Origin of the sequence: Gordonia sp. 'Campus', assembly GCF_022206305.1 — a bacterium.
Lineage (GTDB): Bacteria > Actinomycetota > Actinomycetes > Mycobacteriales > Mycobacteriaceae > Gordonia.
Genome location: NZ_JAKOIW010000009.1, coordinates 134,964 through 150,184, shown reverse-complemented (window position 1 = coordinate 150,184; position 15,221 = coordinate 134,964). Strand labels below are relative to the sequence as shown.

Sequence of the window (15,221 nt, the reverse complement as noted above, 5' to 3'; positions counted from 1 at the left end):
GTCCAACTGTAGCAGAAAATAGACGCACTTTGTCAAGCCCGTCTAGAAGCGATTTCGCGCGGGTGGCTGCCTGCACGTCGATCGCTGGTCACAGACTGGCCCGACATCGCCTCCACGTCAAGCGCTACGCGCGAATTTCGCGAAGTTGCGTCGCAACGTTCCCGACGTACCCGCCGGGACGACCCGTCACGACGTCCGATCAGAAGGGTTCCACCGACCGGATGCGCCACTGGTCGCCCTCGCGGACCATCGCGAACTGTGCGCGCGGGGCACCGCTGTTGGTCGCCATGCTGTTCTGCGTCTCGCTCACGATGAGGTTGGCGATGACAGTCGCCGTCGCACCGTCGCCGCCACCGCTGAGATCGCGCACGCCGATGGCGTCGACGCGGCATTCGGCGCCGGTCTTGGTCTGCGTGATGAGGTCGCGCTGAGCCTTGAGGGTCTCGTCGAACTCGGTGCGGGCCTGCCCGGTCAGGGCGTCCTGCGCACGCTGCTGCCACTTGTCGAGCTCGGTGTGGTCGTAGCCGAACACCGCACAGATCCGCTCCTGGGCCTGCGAGGTGAGCTGCGACGTCGCTTCCTGCTCCACGAACGCCTTGTTCTCACCGATCCGCGCCCCGGGATGGAAGGCCAGCACCACGGCGATGATGCCGAGCACGGCCGCGACCCCGAACAGAACCGCCACCGGGATGCCGAGCACACGACGGCCGTTCCGCTGCCGCGTGTCGCGACGCGGTCCCTTGTCCCGCCGGCCGGGTCGACGACCCATGGAGCGGTTCTTCGTACCCTCGGTCGAGGCCGCCGACGACGCGTCACCACGACGCAGGGTCGAGACCCGGGCCACCGGTTTGGTCTTGGGTTTGGTGATCGAGACCGTCGAGGTGTCCGCCGGATCTGTGCTCTCGGGGGCGTCCGTCGTGGTCTCGGCGGTTTCCGCCGTGCTCGCCTCGAGGGGTTCGTCGGCGGGCCCTTCGTGGCTCGTCGCTTTCGCTCCTCGCACCTCAGGGGTCGAGGGCAGCGTGGTCTCCGGCTCAGGGGTCGAGGGCTGCGCGGTCTCCGACTCAGGGATGGACGGGGTCGTCTGCGCATCGGCGCCCGGCGACGGGGCGTCGGGCTCGGAGTTCTTCGCCGGGACAGTACGGCCCGCGACTTTCGGGGTCGGGCGACGCTTCGGGGTGGGCTTCTTCTTGCCGCGATCGGATGCCATCAGTTACCCCCTCCCGGAGCCGGTGTCGCCGGTGCCGGCGCGCCGCCACCGCCGTCGGCGTAGGCGATGCCCTCGAGGCCGAGGATGTTCTCGGCCTTCCACAGGTCGTCCACCTTGGTCATGCTGACGTCGAAGCCGCGTGTCTCGTCCACGCCGGCCTGGCCGGGCCGCTCGAGGGTCGTCACGACGTAGACGAGCACCTTCGCCTTGTTCTCGTCGGCGTCGACCTCGCTCGGCGCGCTGCGCAGCAGACGGGCACTGAGCTTCGCGGCGTCGGGCCCCGCGTTCCCCAGCATGTCGAGCACGCTGCCGTCCTTGCCACCGAGGACCTCGGTGGCCGCCTTGCCCGTCAGCGACGCCTCGGCGCGCTTCTTGAACCCGTCGATGTCCTTCGGATCGATCGTCGTGATGTTCAGGACGGCCTGCTCGGCCGCCTGGGTCGCGGCATCGCGGGTCTCCTGCGCCGGGTACTCGTCGAAGTACACGTTCCACGCACGAACACCGAAGACGGCCACGAGCACCACGGCTGCGATCACGGCGACGGCGGCCAGGGCACCCGGCGCGAGGGCCGCGGCGCGGCGGAACGCCGGGCGGGCGCCGGAGGGCTTCTTCTCGGTTGGTTCTGCGGTGCCAGTCATCGGGAACACACTGTATATATCGCTCCTGAGCGCAAGCCAAGGCCCGCAGGCCGGACCGCTGAGGCGGTCCGATCGCGGCGGCGGCGCTCGTTCGGGGTCGGGTCTAGCGGGGCCGGACGCCGAGCAGCGCTGCGAGCTGCTGGGCGAGCGGGTTCAGGTTGAGCTTGTCGGGGTCCTTCTTGGGCGTGTTGTCCCACGGCTGCGGGTACGCCGGGTTGGCGTAGCGCGCACGCTCGGCACTGCGCACACCGGTCGGATTGCCGAACGGCACAGTACATTTCGCCTCGGTGTTGAATGCGAAATCGTCGTAGCGCGGGTCGAAGTTCGGATTCTTGCGCCGCGCCTCGGCCAGCACCAGATCCGTGCTCTCGTAGCCGCGCGTACATGCGGCCGGGTTGTTGGTCTCGAGCACGACGCCGAAGTGGATCTGCCCGTCACCCGGTGCCGGTGCATGGCTGCCGGCGGACAACGCCGACAGCATCGCGAACGTCGTCGACGTGGTGTAGGTGGCCGGTTCGATCGTGCGTGCCACCTCGGCGAGATCCTTGACGACCTTGGAAAGGTCGTTGCCGTTCTTCTGGATCAGCTCCGAGATCTGCGTCGCCGACAGCGTGCCGGTGGTGAGCAGACGACGGAGGTCGGGGTCGGCCGACGCCAGCGTCGCGGTGACCAGGTTGAGATTGCGCGACCACGTCAGGATCGCGTCGGACTGGTCGGCCTGGGTGTCCAGCACGACGTTGGAGTCCTGGATGAGCGCCACCGTCTGACTGAGGTTGTCCACGCCGGCACGGGACAGCTTGCCCAGCGAGTCCACCAGGCGGGTGAGGTTCTCCCCCTGCCCGTTGAACGCATTGCCGAGTTCGGTGATGACGGTGTTCAGGTCGTCGACCGGGATCGAGTCGGTGAAGTCGATCGCCGATGCGACGACATCCTCGAGCGGCTCGGGCAGCGCGTACTTGGTGATCGTGTCGCCGTCTTTGAGATACGGCCCCTCCGACGTCGTCGGCTGCAGGTCGACGAACTGCTCTCCGATCGCCGACCGGTTGGCGACGACGGCGGTGGCCGATGCCGGGATCTGCGGCCCGCCCTTGTCGATGTCGAGTGCGACGTCGACGCCATCCGGGGTGAGCGTCAGTTTGCCGACGCGCCCCACCGGCACGCCCTGATAGGTGACCTCGGCGTTGCTGAAGATGCCACCGGAATCGGGCAGCTCGGCGGTGACGGTGTACATACCGACGCCCGCGAGCTTGTCTAGGCGGGCGTACTTGGCTCCCACGTAGACCAGCGCCACGAGTCCGACGATGACGAACACGATCAGCTGGATCTTGACGAGCTTGCTGATCATCGGCCTGCTCCTGAGGGGGTGGGTGCGGGGGCCTTCGGCGCGATCCCCATCGCGGCCAGCGGACCGTCGAGGATGCCCTGTCCCGGCGTGGCAGGCGTCGGCATCGGACCGGCGTCGTCGGCCGATCGTGAGAACGACGCGGGGTAGCGTCCACCCGACGGCGGCGTGTTCGGTCCCGGGCGCCAGTTCGGGCCCGGCGGCAGCAGCGTGATGGTCGGCCAGCCGTAGCGGGGTCCGTTGCCCCGGTAGTACGGGTTACGGCGATCGACCGGCACGTCGACCCGCGCGGGCGGCGAGTACTTCGGGGTTCCCTGGCCGACGCCCAGCGCCTCGAGCTGGTTGAGCACGCGGAGATCGAGCGTCATGAACAGGTTGGTCGAGTCACCGCGGACGCCCGGCAGCAGCCAGTCCGGGAACGGATGCGTGAGCATCAGCGGCGCGGCCGTGATCAGATCCGGGGCGGCGGCGGCGAGCTGGGTGAGCACGGGCCGCAGCGCCTTCAGATCGTTGATCAGGGCCTTGCGTGACTTGCCGAGCACGTCGGTGCCCACCTGGCCGAGCTGGTCGAGCTTGGTCAGCAGCTCGACGAACTGCGGCCGCTGCTCCTCGAGGACCTCGACACCCGCAGGCAACTGCTTGAGGATGCGGTCGATCTGAGCGGTCTGGGCGGCGGTCCGTGTCGACAGGTCGGCGAGACCGTCGATCGCGGTGATGATGTCGTCGCGCTGACGGTTCAGACCCGCGATGAGGTCTTCGGTCTCCCCGATCAGGTTCCGGACCTTGTCGGTCCGACCGTCGAGTGCCTTGTTGAGCTCGGTGACGATCGGCTGCAACTGGTTGAGACCACCGCCGTTGAGCAGCAGGGCCAGCGCACCGAGAACCTGCTCGATGTCGGTGGCGGTGCGCGTCCGCGAGACCGGGATCGGCTGGGCCGGGTTCTGGCGAGGCGCATCCGCGCTGCCGTCGGGTTCGGACAGCGACACGAACTTCTCACCGAGCAGTGAGGTCTGCTGAACGCTGGCCTCGGCCTCGTCGGACAGGTCGACGTTGTTCTGCACCTCGACGGTGACCTGTGCGAACCACTGGTCGTTCGGTACCTCGACCTTGGTCACGCGCCCGACCGGGATGCCGTCGCGCTTGACCATGGACTGCGGGACCAGGTCGAGCACGTCGTCGAACTGGATCTTGTAGGTCCGCGCGTTGTCGCCGGTGTTGACCCCGCCGGGCAGCGGGATCGACTGGATGCCGTTGGACATACAGCCCGACACCAGGAGGGTGAGCGACAGTGCTGCGCCGGCCATCGCCGTGCGCATCGTCCTGCGGTTCATCAGTTACCTCCCCTGGGTCGCGGGGTGGACGACGGCGCCGAAGGCGACCTCGAGGACGACGGGTTGCCGATCTCGGGATCCGGGTTGCCCGGGACGGTGCCCGGCACCGGCGCACGCTGCAGCTTGTTGTTGCTCATGATGCCGAACGGCAGCACCGGCAACAGCGGCTCCAAGACGCCACGCTGAATCTGGTCGCCGATCTCCTCGCACTGGCTGATCAGCGGACGCAGCGTGTTGCTGAACTGATCGGCGGCCGGGTTGCCCGGCAACAGCTGACCGAGGTCGAGCAGGCGGCACTGCGCACCGATCAGGTCCTGCAGATCGGGGATCGTCAGGCGCATCGACAGCGTGCCCGACTCCGCGTCGTAGGCGTTGATCAGGTTGTTCACCGTGATCGGCAGCACGGTCAGGACCTCTTTGAGGTTGTTCTTCTGATCGAGCAGCGCCTGCGTCGTCGGCTGCAGGTCCTTGACCGTCTCACCGATCTGCTCGCGGTTGTCGGCGAGGAAGGTCGCGACGTCACCGAGCGCGATCGACAGCTTGTTCAACGCCGCGCCGAGCTGTTCGCGCTCGCCGGCGAGGAACTGGTTGAACGAGGCCATCTGCGTGTTGAACTGGCGCACCTGGGAGTCGTTCTCCCGGAGGGCTCCGACGAAGGTGTTCAGGTTCTTGATCGTGTCGAACAGGTTCCCGCGCGAATCGCTGAGCGTCGTCGAGGCCTTGGACAGGCCCTCGATGGCCGCACCGAGCTTCTCGCCGTTGCCCTCGAGGTTCTCGGCACCGGTCGTGACGAGCTCACTCACCGCGCCCTGGCGGCCGGTGCCGTCGGTCTTGTTGGCACCGTCGGGGCCGAGGGCGTCCGACAGTTCCTTGACGCTGGCGTAGATCTGGTCGATCTCCACCGGGACCATCGTCTGGTCGACGGAGAGCGTGAGGTCGCGCGGAGCCTTCGGTCCACCCGTGTAGGCCGGGGTCAGCTGAACGTAGCGGTCGGCCACGACCGACGGGATGATCTGCACCGCACGGACGTCGGCGGGGAGATCGACACCGCGGTCAACGGTCATGGTCACCTTGACGGTCTCGCCCTGCGGCGTCACCGAGTCGACCTTGCCGACGTCGACGCCGAGGATGGTGACGTCCGAGCCCTCGTAGATACCGACCGACCGCTTGAACGTCGCGGTGATCTTCGTGGTCCCGACCGAGGTGAACACCCACCACAGCGCGCCCGCGACGATGAGCGCGATGATCAGCCCGAGAACGAGCATCACGATGTGCCGCGGCGTGAACCAGCGGCCGGGCCCCGAGTGTTGGGTCAGGTCCGGTGCGGTCATCAGCCGACCCCCGTTCCGGCGTTGTTCTCCAGGGCCTGCTTGTTCGGCGGCCGCGTCGTGTTCTGCTGCGGCAGTGCCGGCGGCAGCAGGTTCACCACCGAGGACTCGAACCAGCGACCGTTGCCGAGCACGTTGGCGTAGAGCCGATAGAACGGCGCCATGTACTTGATGGAGTCGCGGATGTTCTGATTCTGTCGTTGCAGCAGCTCATTGACGCCCTTCAGCGCGTCGAGCGCCGGTCCGATCTGTTCTTCGTTGTCACGCACGATGCCGGTGAGCGAGTCGCCGAGGCTCGTGGTGCTCGCCAGCAGCGCGGAGATGTTGCGCTGCCGGTTGTTCAGTTCGTCGAGCAGCTGGCCCGCACCGCCGATGAGGCGGACGAACTCCTCGTTGCGATCGGCGAGGATCTTCGAGGTGTCCTTGGTCGCGGCGAGCAGTCGCTGGACCTCCTGGTCGCGGCTGGCGATCGTCTGCGACAGTCGCGCGATGCCGTCGAGGGCCGGACCAGTGGTGCCCGCGGTACCCGAGAACGTGTCCGACAGGACCCGCATCGACTTGGCGAGCTGGTCGTTGTCGAGTTCGCCGATCTGCTCGGCGGCACCCGAGAACGCCTCGATGACGTCGTAGGGCGCGACCGTGTCGGTCAGCGGTACGTCGGGATCGGCCGGCTTGCTCCCGCGCGGGTTCAGCGACAGGAACTTCTGTCCGAGGATCGTCTTGATCTGGATGGTGGCCTGGGTCTGGTCGCCGATCCAGGTGTTCTCCACCCGGAAGGTGACGTCGACGCGGTCACCGTCGAGGGCGACGTCGTCGACTTCGCCGACCTTCACGCCCGCGACGCGGACCTCGTTGCCCGGCTTGAGTCCGGCTGCCTCGCTGAACTTCGCCGTGTACCGCGCGCCGGCACCCAGCAGGGGCAGCTCGGCGAGATAGAACGAGCTGAGTCCGAGCATCAGCAGGATCAGGATGCCGATGGCACCGATGCTGACCGGGCTGCGTCGGCCCCCGAAGCGCCGGTGCGGATGCTGCACCGGGGCGTCGGCCTCATCGCGGTCGGTCTCGTCGCGGTCGTCGCGCGGGTTCTGATCGTTGTTGTCTGCCATCGTGGTCACCCCCCTGGCCGGTCGTCGGCCCAGCAGCGCGTCGCCGCGCTGGTGTAGAGCACATGGTTGATGTCGGGTAGCGGGACGAGCGGCTGGGTGAGCACCGGCGACTTGCCGTTGCCCGCCACCACGTCGATGCCGCACAGGTAGAACTGGAACCAGGAGCCGAATGTCGCTGCGCGGCCGATCTTCTGGAGCTTGATCGGCAGGTTGGTCAGCGTCTCCTCGATGTCGTCGTCGCGTTTGTTGATCTGGTCGGCGAGCGACTTCAGTCCCGCGATGTCGCCCTGGATGGACGGACGCGTGGCACCGAGGATGTTCGCGGTGACCGAGGTCAGGTTGGACACCGACGTGATCGCCGAGCCCACCGAACCGCGTTGCGCCGCAAGGCCGGTCACGAGCTTCTCGGTGTTGTCGAGGAGGCTGGTGAACTGCTCGTCGTTGCGGTTGACGGTGTCGAGGACCTTGGTGAGGTTGGTGATGAGCTCACCGATGACCTCGTCCTTGTCGGCGATCGCGTTCGTGAGGTCGGCGGTGTCGCTGACCAGACGCGTGATCGAGCCGCCCTGACCGTCGAAGATCGCGATGATCTGCTCGGTCAGCTTGTTCACATCTGAGGCCGACAGCTGCTGGAACAGCGGCCGGAAGCCGTTGAACAGCTCGGTCAGGTTCACCGGCGGATGGGTGTCGGTGCGGCCGGGCGTGAGCCCGAAGGTGTGCCCCTGCGGGACCGTCTGCGACGGGTCGCCCGCGCCGCGCTCGAGCGCCAGGTACCGCAGACCGGTCAGGTTGCGGTAACGGATGTAGAGCTGGGTGCCGTCCGGTAGACGGTCGCGGTCGACGTTGAACGAGACGATCGCCTTGTTGCGGTCGTAGACCTCGACACTCTCGACCTGCCCGACGCGCACACCGGCGATACGCACGTCGTCACCGGAGTTGAGCAGCGTCGCATCCGTGAAGACGGCCTTGAACTTCGCATCCCCGTCACCACCGGCATTGGCGATGGTGACAGCGAGCAGACTGGTGGTGACCACGGTGACCACGCCGAAGACGATCAGCTTGATCAGCGGCCCGACGATCGACTTCATTTGATGTCGACCTTCGCTCCCTGCAGCGCGCCGCCGCCGATCATGGTCACCCAGGTCGGCACATCCTCGGGCGCCTTACCACTGGTGGCGCCGTAGATGACCTGCAGCTGCTTGCGGTAATCCGGGTCGTCGAAGGGGTTGGCCTTCGCCACGACCGGCTTCGCCGCGGGCGAGACCGAGCCGGCGGGTACGCCGCTGAACTGCGGCTGCGGCAGCTCACGCATGGTGCGGGGACCGGGATTGCGCGACGGCGGCTGGTAGCTGCCGTCGGCGAGGCCGCCACCCGGGTACTGCGGGAACGGGCGGTTGCCACCCATCTTCGGGTCGTAACACACTGCAGGCGGATCGAGGTCCATGAAGCGGGGTTCGTCCTGGTTCGGTAGGTAACGGCCGCGGGGATTGGTGAACTGCAGGTTCACGCGCACACCCGGGTTCTTGGTGCCCTGGCCGACGATCTTGCGCGACTCCGGGATCAGGCCCGCGAAGTTGCGGAAGGTACACACGAACGTCGGCGACTGCTTGGCGAGTCCGACGAGCAGCTCCTCGGAGTCGACGGCCAGATCGATCAGGTCCGTGCGGTTCGCCCGGAGCCAACCGGTGAGATCGTCCGACGCCACGCCCAGGGTGGCGATCAGGGTGCGCAGGTCGTCCTGACGCTCGACGATGGTGTTCGTCGTCGTCCGCAGCGAGTCCAGCGCGTCGACCACATCGGGCAGCGCCTGCTTGTAGGTCTGGGAGAACGTGGCCAGGCCCTCGAGGGTGCCCTCGAGCTCCGGCAGGTTCTCGTTGATCTCGCCGAAGATCTGATCGAGCTCTTCCAGCGTGGTGCCGAGCTGCTCACCGCGGCCCGACAGAGCCGACGAGAGAGAAGTCAGCGTTGCGTTCAGATCCTGCGGCGGGATCGCCTCGAGGACCGGGAGCAGCTTGTCGAACAACTGCTGGATCTCCAGGGCGTTGCCGCTGCGGTCGGTCTGGATCGTCGCACCGTTGCTCAGCGTCGGCCCCGAGTTGTTCTCGGGCACCTGAAGTGCGACGTAGCGCTCGCCGAACAGGGTCTTCGGGAGGATGCGCGCGGTGGTCTTGTCCGACAGCGTCGAGGCCTGGTCGGGATTGAGTCCCAACACGACTTCGACGCGACCGTCGGGTCCGGGCTTGACCTCGCGCACCTCGCCGACCGTCATGCCGCGGGCCTTGACGTCGGCGTTCGCCGGCAGTGCGTTGCCGGTCGAATCGGTCACCAGCGTGACATCGGTGAACTCGGTGAACGTCTTGTTGAACTTGGTGATCGTCGCGGTGAGGAACAGGGCGACCACGATGAAGAAGACCAGACCGAGGAGTCGCTTACGTAGGACCGGCACGCTAACCCCCCACTCGCACCGTTGTGGTGGTGCCCCAGATCGCCAGGCCGAGGAAGAAGTCCAGGACCGCGATGAGCACCAGTGCCGCACGTACCGCGTGACCCACGGCCACACCGACCCCGGCCGGACCGCCCGAGGCGTAATAGCCGTAGTAGCAGTGCACCAGGATGATCACGAAGGCGAAGACCAGCACCTTGCCGAACGACCACAAGACGTCGGCCGGTGGCAGGAACAGATTGAAGTAGTGGTCGTAGGAACCACCGGACTGACCGTTGAACACGGTCGTCACCACTCGGGAGGCGAGATAGGCCGAAAGCAGACCGAGGACGTAGAGCGGGATCACGGCGATGAAGCCGGCGATCACGCGCGTCGAGACAAGGAACGGGATCGACGGTACGGCCATCGTCTCCAGCGCGTCGATCTCCTCGGAGATCCGCATGGCGCCCAGCTGCGCGGTGAAACCACAGCCGACTGTCGCCGAGAGGGCGAGTCCCGCGACCAGCGGCGCCACCTCACGGGTGTTGACGTAGGCGGAGAGGAAGCCGGTCAGGGCCTGCGAACCGATCTGGTCGAGCGCCGCGTAACCCTGCAGGCCGACGACGACGCCGGTGAATCCCGACATCAGCACCATCACGCCGATGGTGCCGCCGATGACCGCGAGTCCGCCCGAACCGAACGCCACCTCGGCCAGCAGACGCATGACCTCACGCGTGTAATGCACCAGGGTCTTCGGGATCCAGGCGAGCGTGCGGCCGTAGAACGACATCTGCTCGCCGGCACCGTCGAGCACCTTGAGCGGCTTGCCCAGTTGCTTGCGGGCCTCGTACATGTAGTACTCGGGCCGGCTCTTGGCGATCGTCACACCGCCCCCACCTTCGGTCACGTCTAGCTCCCCTTCGGTGGGACGACCTGCAGGTAGACCGCAGTGATGATCAGGTTGGCCAGGAAGAGCAGGAGGAACGTGATGACGACGCTCTGGTTGACCGCGTCACCCACGCCCTTCGGCCCGCCCTTGGGGTTGAGGCCCTTGTACGACGCGACGACACCGGCGAGCACACCGAAGATCGCGGCCTTCAGGGTCGAGACCCAGAGGTCGGGCAACTGGGCGAGTGCACCGAACGACGCCAGATAGGCGCCGGGCGTTCCGCCCTGGACCACGACGTTGAAGAAGTAACCACCACCGATGCCGATGACCGCGACCAGACCGTTGAGCAGCATCGCCACCAGCACCATGGCCAGCACACGCGGTACGACGAGGCGCTGGATCGGGTTGATGCCGAGCACCTCCATCGCGTCGATCTCCTCGCGGATGGTGCGCGATCCGAGGTCCGCGGCAACCGCGGACCCGGCCGCGCCCGCGATGAGCAGCGATGTCACCAGGGGCGAGCCCTGTTGGATGACCACCAACACGCTCGCCGCACCGGTGTACGACTCCGCACCGAGCTGCTTGATCAGCGAACCCGTCTGCAGCGAGACGATGGCACCGAACGGAATCGCGATCAGTGCCGTCGGCAGGATCGTCACGCTGGCGATGAACCACGCCTGCTGGATGAACTCCCGCCACTGAAACGGGCGCACAAAGGTCTGGCGTGCAACATCGACGAAGAGCTGAACAATATTGCCGGTCTGCGACAGAGCACCTGTCCCGGCTTGCGCGATTCGATCGACGCCACGCGTGGTGGCACTGGTCATCCCTGAGGTGTCCGCCCTTCATTCCCGTCAGCACGGTGAGCGGGCTTGGTCAGCGCGTCACCGGGTGTGTGCCACTGCTCGGTCGGTGCATCGCTGCCGCCGTAGTCGATCACGTCTGTCTTCGAATCTGCGACCGCGACGTTGCCGCCGGGTGCCGCAGTCCACTCGTTGTTGCGGTTGTCGCCAGGCTCCCGGCCGTTCGCCATGTTGTCGGCGTGGACCCGGCTCTCCTCGCGGATCTGGTCTTCTTGTTCCTGGCTGCGCCGGATCGCCTCCTGGGCGTTCTCGGGCAGCTCGGGCAGCATCTGATGGACGCGCTCGCGGTGACGGGCGATCGCCTTGCGTTCGGGCATACCGGGATTGGGCTGCACCTGCGGGATGATCTCGGTGAAGTCCTCCTTGGTACCACCACCGGAGATACCCGCGGCCTGCATCGCCTCTTCCTGCTTCTGCACCGCCTCGTCCTTCTCCTCCGACATACCGATCGGACCGAACCGGTCACCGGAGAGGAACTGCTTGACCACCGGCTGCTCCGAAGTGAGCAGCTGCTCACGCGGACCGAACATCACCAGTTCCTTACGGAACAGCATGCCGATGTTGTCCGGGATCGTCCGGGCGATGTTGATGTTGTGCGTCACGATCAGGATCGTCGCGTCGATCTGGGCGTTGATGTCGATCAGCAACTGGCTGATGTAGGCCGTACGCACCGGGTCCAGACCCGAGTCCGGCTCGTCACAGAGGATGATCTGCGGGTCCAGCACGAGTGCGCGGGCCAGGCCGGCACGCTTGCGCATACCGCCGGAGATCTCGCCCGGGAGTTTGTCCTCGGCACCGGTCAGACCGACGAGGTCGATCTTCTCCATCACGATGTCGCGGACCTCGTTCTCCTTCTTCTTCGTGTGCTCACGAAGCGGGAACGCGATGTTGTCGAACAGGCTCATCGACCCGAACAGCGCACCGTCCTGGAACAGGACGCCGAACAGCTTGCGGATCTCGTAGAGCTCCTTGGCCGAACACTGCGTGATGTCGGTGCCGTCGATGATCACCGAGCCCTGCTCGGGATGCAGCAGACCGATCAAGGTCTTCAGGAACACCGACTTACCGGTACCCGACGGACCCAGCAGCGCAGAGACCTCGCCCTCCGGCAGGGTCAGAGAGACATCACGCCAAATGTTCTGCGAACCGAACGACTTGGTGAGTCCTTCGACGCTGACCTCAACACCCACAATTCCTCCAGACGATCGCTGCCCCCGAGGCGGCCACGGTGTGACCGCGCACCAACCGGCGGCATTTGTGGTTGGGGTCACTCTAACCGACCGAACCCGGCCCACAACGCCACCGCATGGTTCTCAGCATTGGCTGCGGGAAACCTACCGCCCGGTAACTCCCTCCGCGACGATGACAATATCCGATGGTTCGCGGTGAGGGAAGTCGGGTCGCGGTCCCCGATGTGACGGCCACCGCAGACCTGGGCTTCATCTGCGAGACGCGATTTCGACGACTCAACACCGCGCGTCGGGTCGAAGCGCGGGGGGTCGTCGAAGTGTGTCGAAGGCGTTATCGCATTCGATGCGGACAGTGTTAGCGCGGCTCACGGTCACGCCGCCGGCGAACCTGTCATCGTCAGCCACGGTCGTAGCAGATCGACGAGCTCCTGGCGTTCGAGAGTCGACCAGGTCCAGCGGATCACCAGGATCCCTCGTGAACGCAGCGCGTCCTCCCTGCGCTTCTCGCGGATCAACGCATCGCGCGGCTCTTCGCCCGGGCGGAGTAGCCGACCGTACTTCTGGAGGCCGTCGAACTCACCGATCACCCGGCCCTCCCAGTCGAAGTCCACTCGTGCTTCTCCGTCCGGAGTCGAGAACGAGCTCTGCAGGCGAGGCGCCGGGAGTCCGGCGACGATCATCTGAGCACGGCTCCACGACTCACCGACGCTCTCCGACCGACGGTCCGAACACGCCAGCGCCCTACGCGCCGCGCCGACGTTCTTCCATCCTGCGCGTGCGTCGAGCATGGCCGTCATCGTGTCGCAATCCGCATCCTTGGCCAGCGCCCGGTCGAAGACGACGAGCCCCTGGGCGAAGTCACCGGCCATCGCGATGTCGACGGCGGTGCGTTCGACACTCGTGACCGACAATCCGTCGACCGTGACCGTCTCATCACGGCCCAGCGGACCGTTGTGGACGTGACGGTGTCCGCGCACATAGCCGCCACTGGATCTCGCAGCCTTCGTCAGATGCACCGTGGTGCGATCAGGATGCAGAGTGTCGAGCCCGAGCACCGCGGCGGCCGATTCGTGACTCAGTGTCGAGATGCCGCGGTCGCGTGCCGATGTCGCCACGGCCACGGATCGGTGCCGGAAGAGAAGATCGGCGCCCGCCGGCCCCTCGTACCGCGCTCCCCCTTCGACCCACACCCCCGGCGCCAGCCGCAGGAGTCGGCCGCGTCGGACCGCATCGGCGACGACGTCGTCCCCGATACCGGCCCGCAGGGTCGCGTCTCGACGAACGAGACCGTATCGGTCGACGGGCAGTTCATGAGTGAAGGGCGTGGGCATGGGACTTGGACGCACGGACCGCCTCCTCGGTTTCATCCTGTCCACGCCGGGACCTGGACCGCGCCGAACAATGTTTGGTCGCATGCGACTTCGATTCGTCGATGCGACTTCGATCGAGATCGCAGCGACGGAATGAGATCGCATGCGACCTCAATCTGGAGGCGGCGGTGCGGGAAGCGAGATCCTGCGACCCTCCCCTCCCCCAGCGACCCACCCTCCCCCGAAACAGCAACGAGCCCGGGACAGCGATGCTGTCCCGGGCTCGTGAACGCTAGCGCGTGAGAAGCGGTCTTACTTGACCGAAACCTTGGCGCCGGCCTCTTCGAGCTTGGCCTTGGCAGCCTCGGCGGCGTCCTTGTCGACCTTCTCCAGCAGAGCCTTGGGAGCGCTCTCGACGAGGTCCTTGGCCTCCTTCAGGCCCAGGCCCGAGACGACCTCGCGGACGACCTTGATGACCTGGATCTTCTTGTCGCCGGCACCCTCGAGGATGACGTCGAACTCGTCCTGCTCGGCAGCAGCCTCGGCGCCACCGGCAGCCGGGGCACCGGCAGCGGCAACGGCGACCGGAGCCGCGGCGGTGACCTCGAAGACCTCTTCGAACTTCTTCACGAAATCGCTGAGCTCCAGCAGGGTCAGTTCCTTGAACTGATCGATGAGCTCGTCAGCGGTGAGCTTCGCCATGATCGGCGTCCTTCCTGTATGTCCCCGTACGGGGCTTGGTGTTCATCCCCGTACGGTTCGGGGATTGCGGTGGTGCGGCGGGCGACCTATTCGGTCTCGCCGGCTTCGTTCTTCTTCTCCTGCAGGGCCGCGGCCAGGCGCGCCACCTGCGAAGCCGGCTGGTTGAACAGACCGGCGGCCTTTGCCAAGTTGCCCTTCATGGCACCGGCGAGCTTGGCCAGCAAGACCTCACGGGTCTCAAGGTCGGCGATCTGCTCGATCTCGGCAATGGACAGCGCGCGGCCGTCCATGTACCCGCCCTTGATGACCAGCGCCTTGTTGTCCTTGGCGAAAGTCTTGATCGCCTTCGCGGCCACAACCGGTTCACCCTCGATGAAGGCGATCGCGGTCGGACCGGTGAACAGCTCGTCGAGCCCTTCCACGCCCGCCTCAGCAGCGGCGCGCTTCACCAGGGTGTTCTTGGCGACGGAGTAGGTTGCACCCTCACCGAGGGAACGTCGCAGCGTGCTGATCTGGGTGACGGACAGGCCACGGTATTCCGTGACAACCGTCGCCGTGGAGCTCTTGAACTGCTCCGCGATCTCCGCAACTGCGGCGACCTTTTCGGACTTGGCCATACTTCGCCTCCTCTCCTCGTCACTTGAGTTGGTCGAGTCCAACACCGAGAGCGACGGGCTTCGGAACGGCGAGCGAGGGCATCGAAACGACAAACGCCCCGGCACACAGGCACGGGGCGTGAACGCACACACTGTTCGTGTGGAGCGACATTCCTCGTTCATCCTGCGTGGGCCGGCGACCTCGTCGCGCCTTCGTCCGGGAAATCCCGACGACCAACGGTCTCTGGTTGAACCGATACGACACACGGTTGTGCATCACATCGGGGATTAGGCTAC

General features: G+C 66.4%; 14 protein-coding genes. All 14 read right to left on the bottom strand.

Translation table 11 applies throughout. The features are described 5' to 3' along the window. Positions 1-199 precede the first annotated feature (199 nt). The 14 genes from MAY35_RS12080 to rplJ all read right to left on the bottom strand — a co-directional run bounded on the left by MAY35_RS12080 (position 200) and on the right by rplJ (position 14,945). Positions 200-1,207 (bottom strand): hypothetical protein, encoded by a 1,008-nt coding sequence (locus MAY35_RS12080; RefSeq protein ID WP_238421528.1) that lies wholly within the window; start codon positions 1,205-1,207, stop codon positions 200-202. Continuing rightward, on the bottom strand, positions 1,207-1,845 hold the full coding sequence (locus MAY35_RS12075) for a hypothetical protein (RefSeq protein WP_238421527.1): 639 nt from the start codon (positions 1,843-1,845) through the stop codon (positions 1,207-1,209). The genes MAY35_RS12080 and MAY35_RS12075 overlap by 1 nt, the downstream gene beginning before the upstream one ends. A gap of 103 nt (positions 1,846-1,948) precedes the next feature. Then, positions 1,949-3,190, bottom strand: a complete 1,242-nt coding sequence (locus MAY35_RS12070) for an MCE family protein (RefSeq protein ID WP_238421526.1) — start codon at positions 3,188-3,190, stop codon at positions 1,949-1,951. After that, positions 3,187-4,518: an MCE family protein gene (locus MAY35_RS12065; RefSeq protein ID WP_238421525.1), complete on the bottom strand. Its 1,332-nt coding sequence runs from the start codon at positions 4,516-4,518 to the stop codon at positions 3,187-3,189. The genes MAY35_RS12070 and MAY35_RS12065 overlap by 4 nt, the downstream gene beginning before the upstream one ends. Next, on the bottom strand, positions 4,518-5,849 hold the full coding sequence (locus MAY35_RS12060; protein ID WP_238421524.1) for an MCE family protein: 1,332 nt from the start codon (positions 5,847-5,849) through the stop codon (positions 4,518-4,520). The genes MAY35_RS12065 and MAY35_RS12060 overlap by 1 nt, the downstream gene beginning before the upstream one ends. Then, a complete protein-coding gene (locus MAY35_RS12055) occupies positions 5,849-6,952 on the bottom strand; it encodes an MCE family protein (RefSeq protein WP_238421523.1) in 1,104 nt (367 codons plus the stop codon). The genes MAY35_RS12060 and MAY35_RS12055 overlap by 1 nt, the downstream gene beginning before the upstream one ends. Before the next feature lie 5 nt (positions 6,953-6,957). Continuing rightward, on the bottom strand, positions 6,958-8,040 hold the full coding sequence (locus tag MAY35_RS12050; RefSeq protein WP_238421522.1) for an MCE family protein: 1,083 nt from the start codon (positions 8,038-8,040) through the stop codon (positions 6,958-6,960). Beyond that, entirely contained in the window at positions 8,037-9,398 is a 1,362-nt protein-coding gene (locus tag MAY35_RS12045) for an MCE family protein (protein WP_238421521.1), read from the bottom strand. Before MAY35_RS12045 ends, MAY35_RS12050 begins: the two co-directional genes overlap by 4 nt. Position 9,399: 1 nt before the next feature. After that, entirely contained in the window at positions 9,400-10,227 is an 828-nt protein-coding gene (locus MAY35_RS12040) for an ABC transporter permease (protein WP_044507639.1), read from the bottom strand. A gap of 56 nt (positions 10,228-10,283) precedes the next feature. Beyond that, positions 10,284-11,090 carry an ABC transporter permease gene (locus MAY35_RS12035; protein ID WP_238421520.1) on the bottom strand — a complete coding sequence of 269 codons (807 nt, stop codon included), beginning with the start codon at positions 11,088-11,090 and terminating at the stop codon, positions 10,284-10,286. After that, the gene (locus tag MAY35_RS12030) at positions 11,087-12,316 is read right to left on the bottom strand and encodes an ABC transporter ATP-binding protein (RefSeq protein WP_238421519.1); all 1,230 of its coding nucleotides are present in this window, start codon (positions 12,314-12,316) and stop codon (positions 11,087-11,089) included. Before MAY35_RS12030 ends, MAY35_RS12035 begins: the two co-directional genes overlap by 4 nt. 371 nt (positions 12,317-12,687) lie before the next feature. Then, positions 12,688-13,662 carry a hypothetical protein gene (locus MAY35_RS12025; protein WP_374237946.1) on the bottom strand — a complete coding sequence of 325 codons (975 nt, stop codon included), beginning with the start codon at positions 13,660-13,662 and terminating at the stop codon, positions 12,688-12,690. Between the two features lie 276 nt (positions 13,663-13,938). Further along, the gene (gene rplL, locus MAY35_RS12020; RefSeq protein ID WP_010844580.1) at positions 13,939-14,328 is read right to left on the bottom strand and encodes a 50S ribosomal protein L7/L12; all 390 of its coding nucleotides are present in this window, start codon (positions 14,326-14,328) and stop codon (positions 13,939-13,941) included. A gap of 86 nt (positions 14,329-14,414) precedes the next feature. Next, positions 14,415-14,945, bottom strand: coding sequence for a 50S ribosomal protein L10 (rplJ, locus tag MAY35_RS12015; protein ID WP_004019499.1), 531 nt, complete (start codon positions 14,943-14,945; stop codon positions 14,415-14,417). Positions 14,946-15,221: the final 276 nt, after the last annotated feature.

Bases quoted from the DNA above. Each gene is read 5' to 3' on its own strand.
- MAY35_RS12080 (WP_238421528.1), bottom strand. From the start codon at position 1,207: ATGGCATCCGATCGCGGCAAGAAGAAGCCCACCCCGAAGCGTCGCCCG.
- MAY35_RS12075 (WP_238421527.1), bottom strand. From the start codon at position 1,845: ATGACTGGCACCGCAGAACCAACCGAGAAGAAGCCCTCCGGCGCCCGC.
- MAY35_RS12070 (WP_238421526.1), bottom strand. From the start codon at position 3,190: ATGATCAGCAAGCTCGTCAAGATCCAGCTGATCGTGTTCGTCATCGTC.
- MAY35_RS12065 (WP_238421525.1), bottom strand. From the start codon at position 4,518: ATGAACCGCAGGACGATGCGCACGGCGATGGCCGGCGCAGCACTGTCG.
- MAY35_RS12060 (WP_238421524.1), bottom strand. From the start codon at position 5,849: ATGACCGCACCGGACCTGACCCAACACTCGGGGCCCGGCCGCTGGTTC.
- MAY35_RS12055 (WP_238421523.1), bottom strand. From the start codon at position 6,952: ATGGCAGACAACAACGATCAGAACCCGCGCGACGACCGCGACGAGACC.
- MAY35_RS12050 (WP_238421522.1), bottom strand. From the start codon at position 8,040: ATGAAGTCGATCGTCGGGCCGCTGATCAAGCTGATCGTCTTCGGCGTG.
- MAY35_RS12040 (WP_044507639.1), bottom strand. From the start codon at position 10,227: ATGTACGAGGCCCGCAAGCAACTGGGCAAGCCGCTCAAGGTGCTCGAC.
- MAY35_RS12035 (WP_238421520.1), bottom strand. From the start codon at position 11,090: ATGACCAGTGCCACCACGCGTGGCGTCGATCGAATCGCGCAAGCCGGG.
- rplL (WP_010844580.1), bottom strand. From the start codon at position 14,328: ATGGCGAAGCTCACCGCTGACGAGCTCATCGATCAGTTCAAGGAACTG.
- rplJ (WP_004019499.1), bottom strand. From the start codon at position 14,945: ATGGCCAAGTCCGAAAAGGTCGCCGCAGTTGCGGAGATCGCGGAGCAG.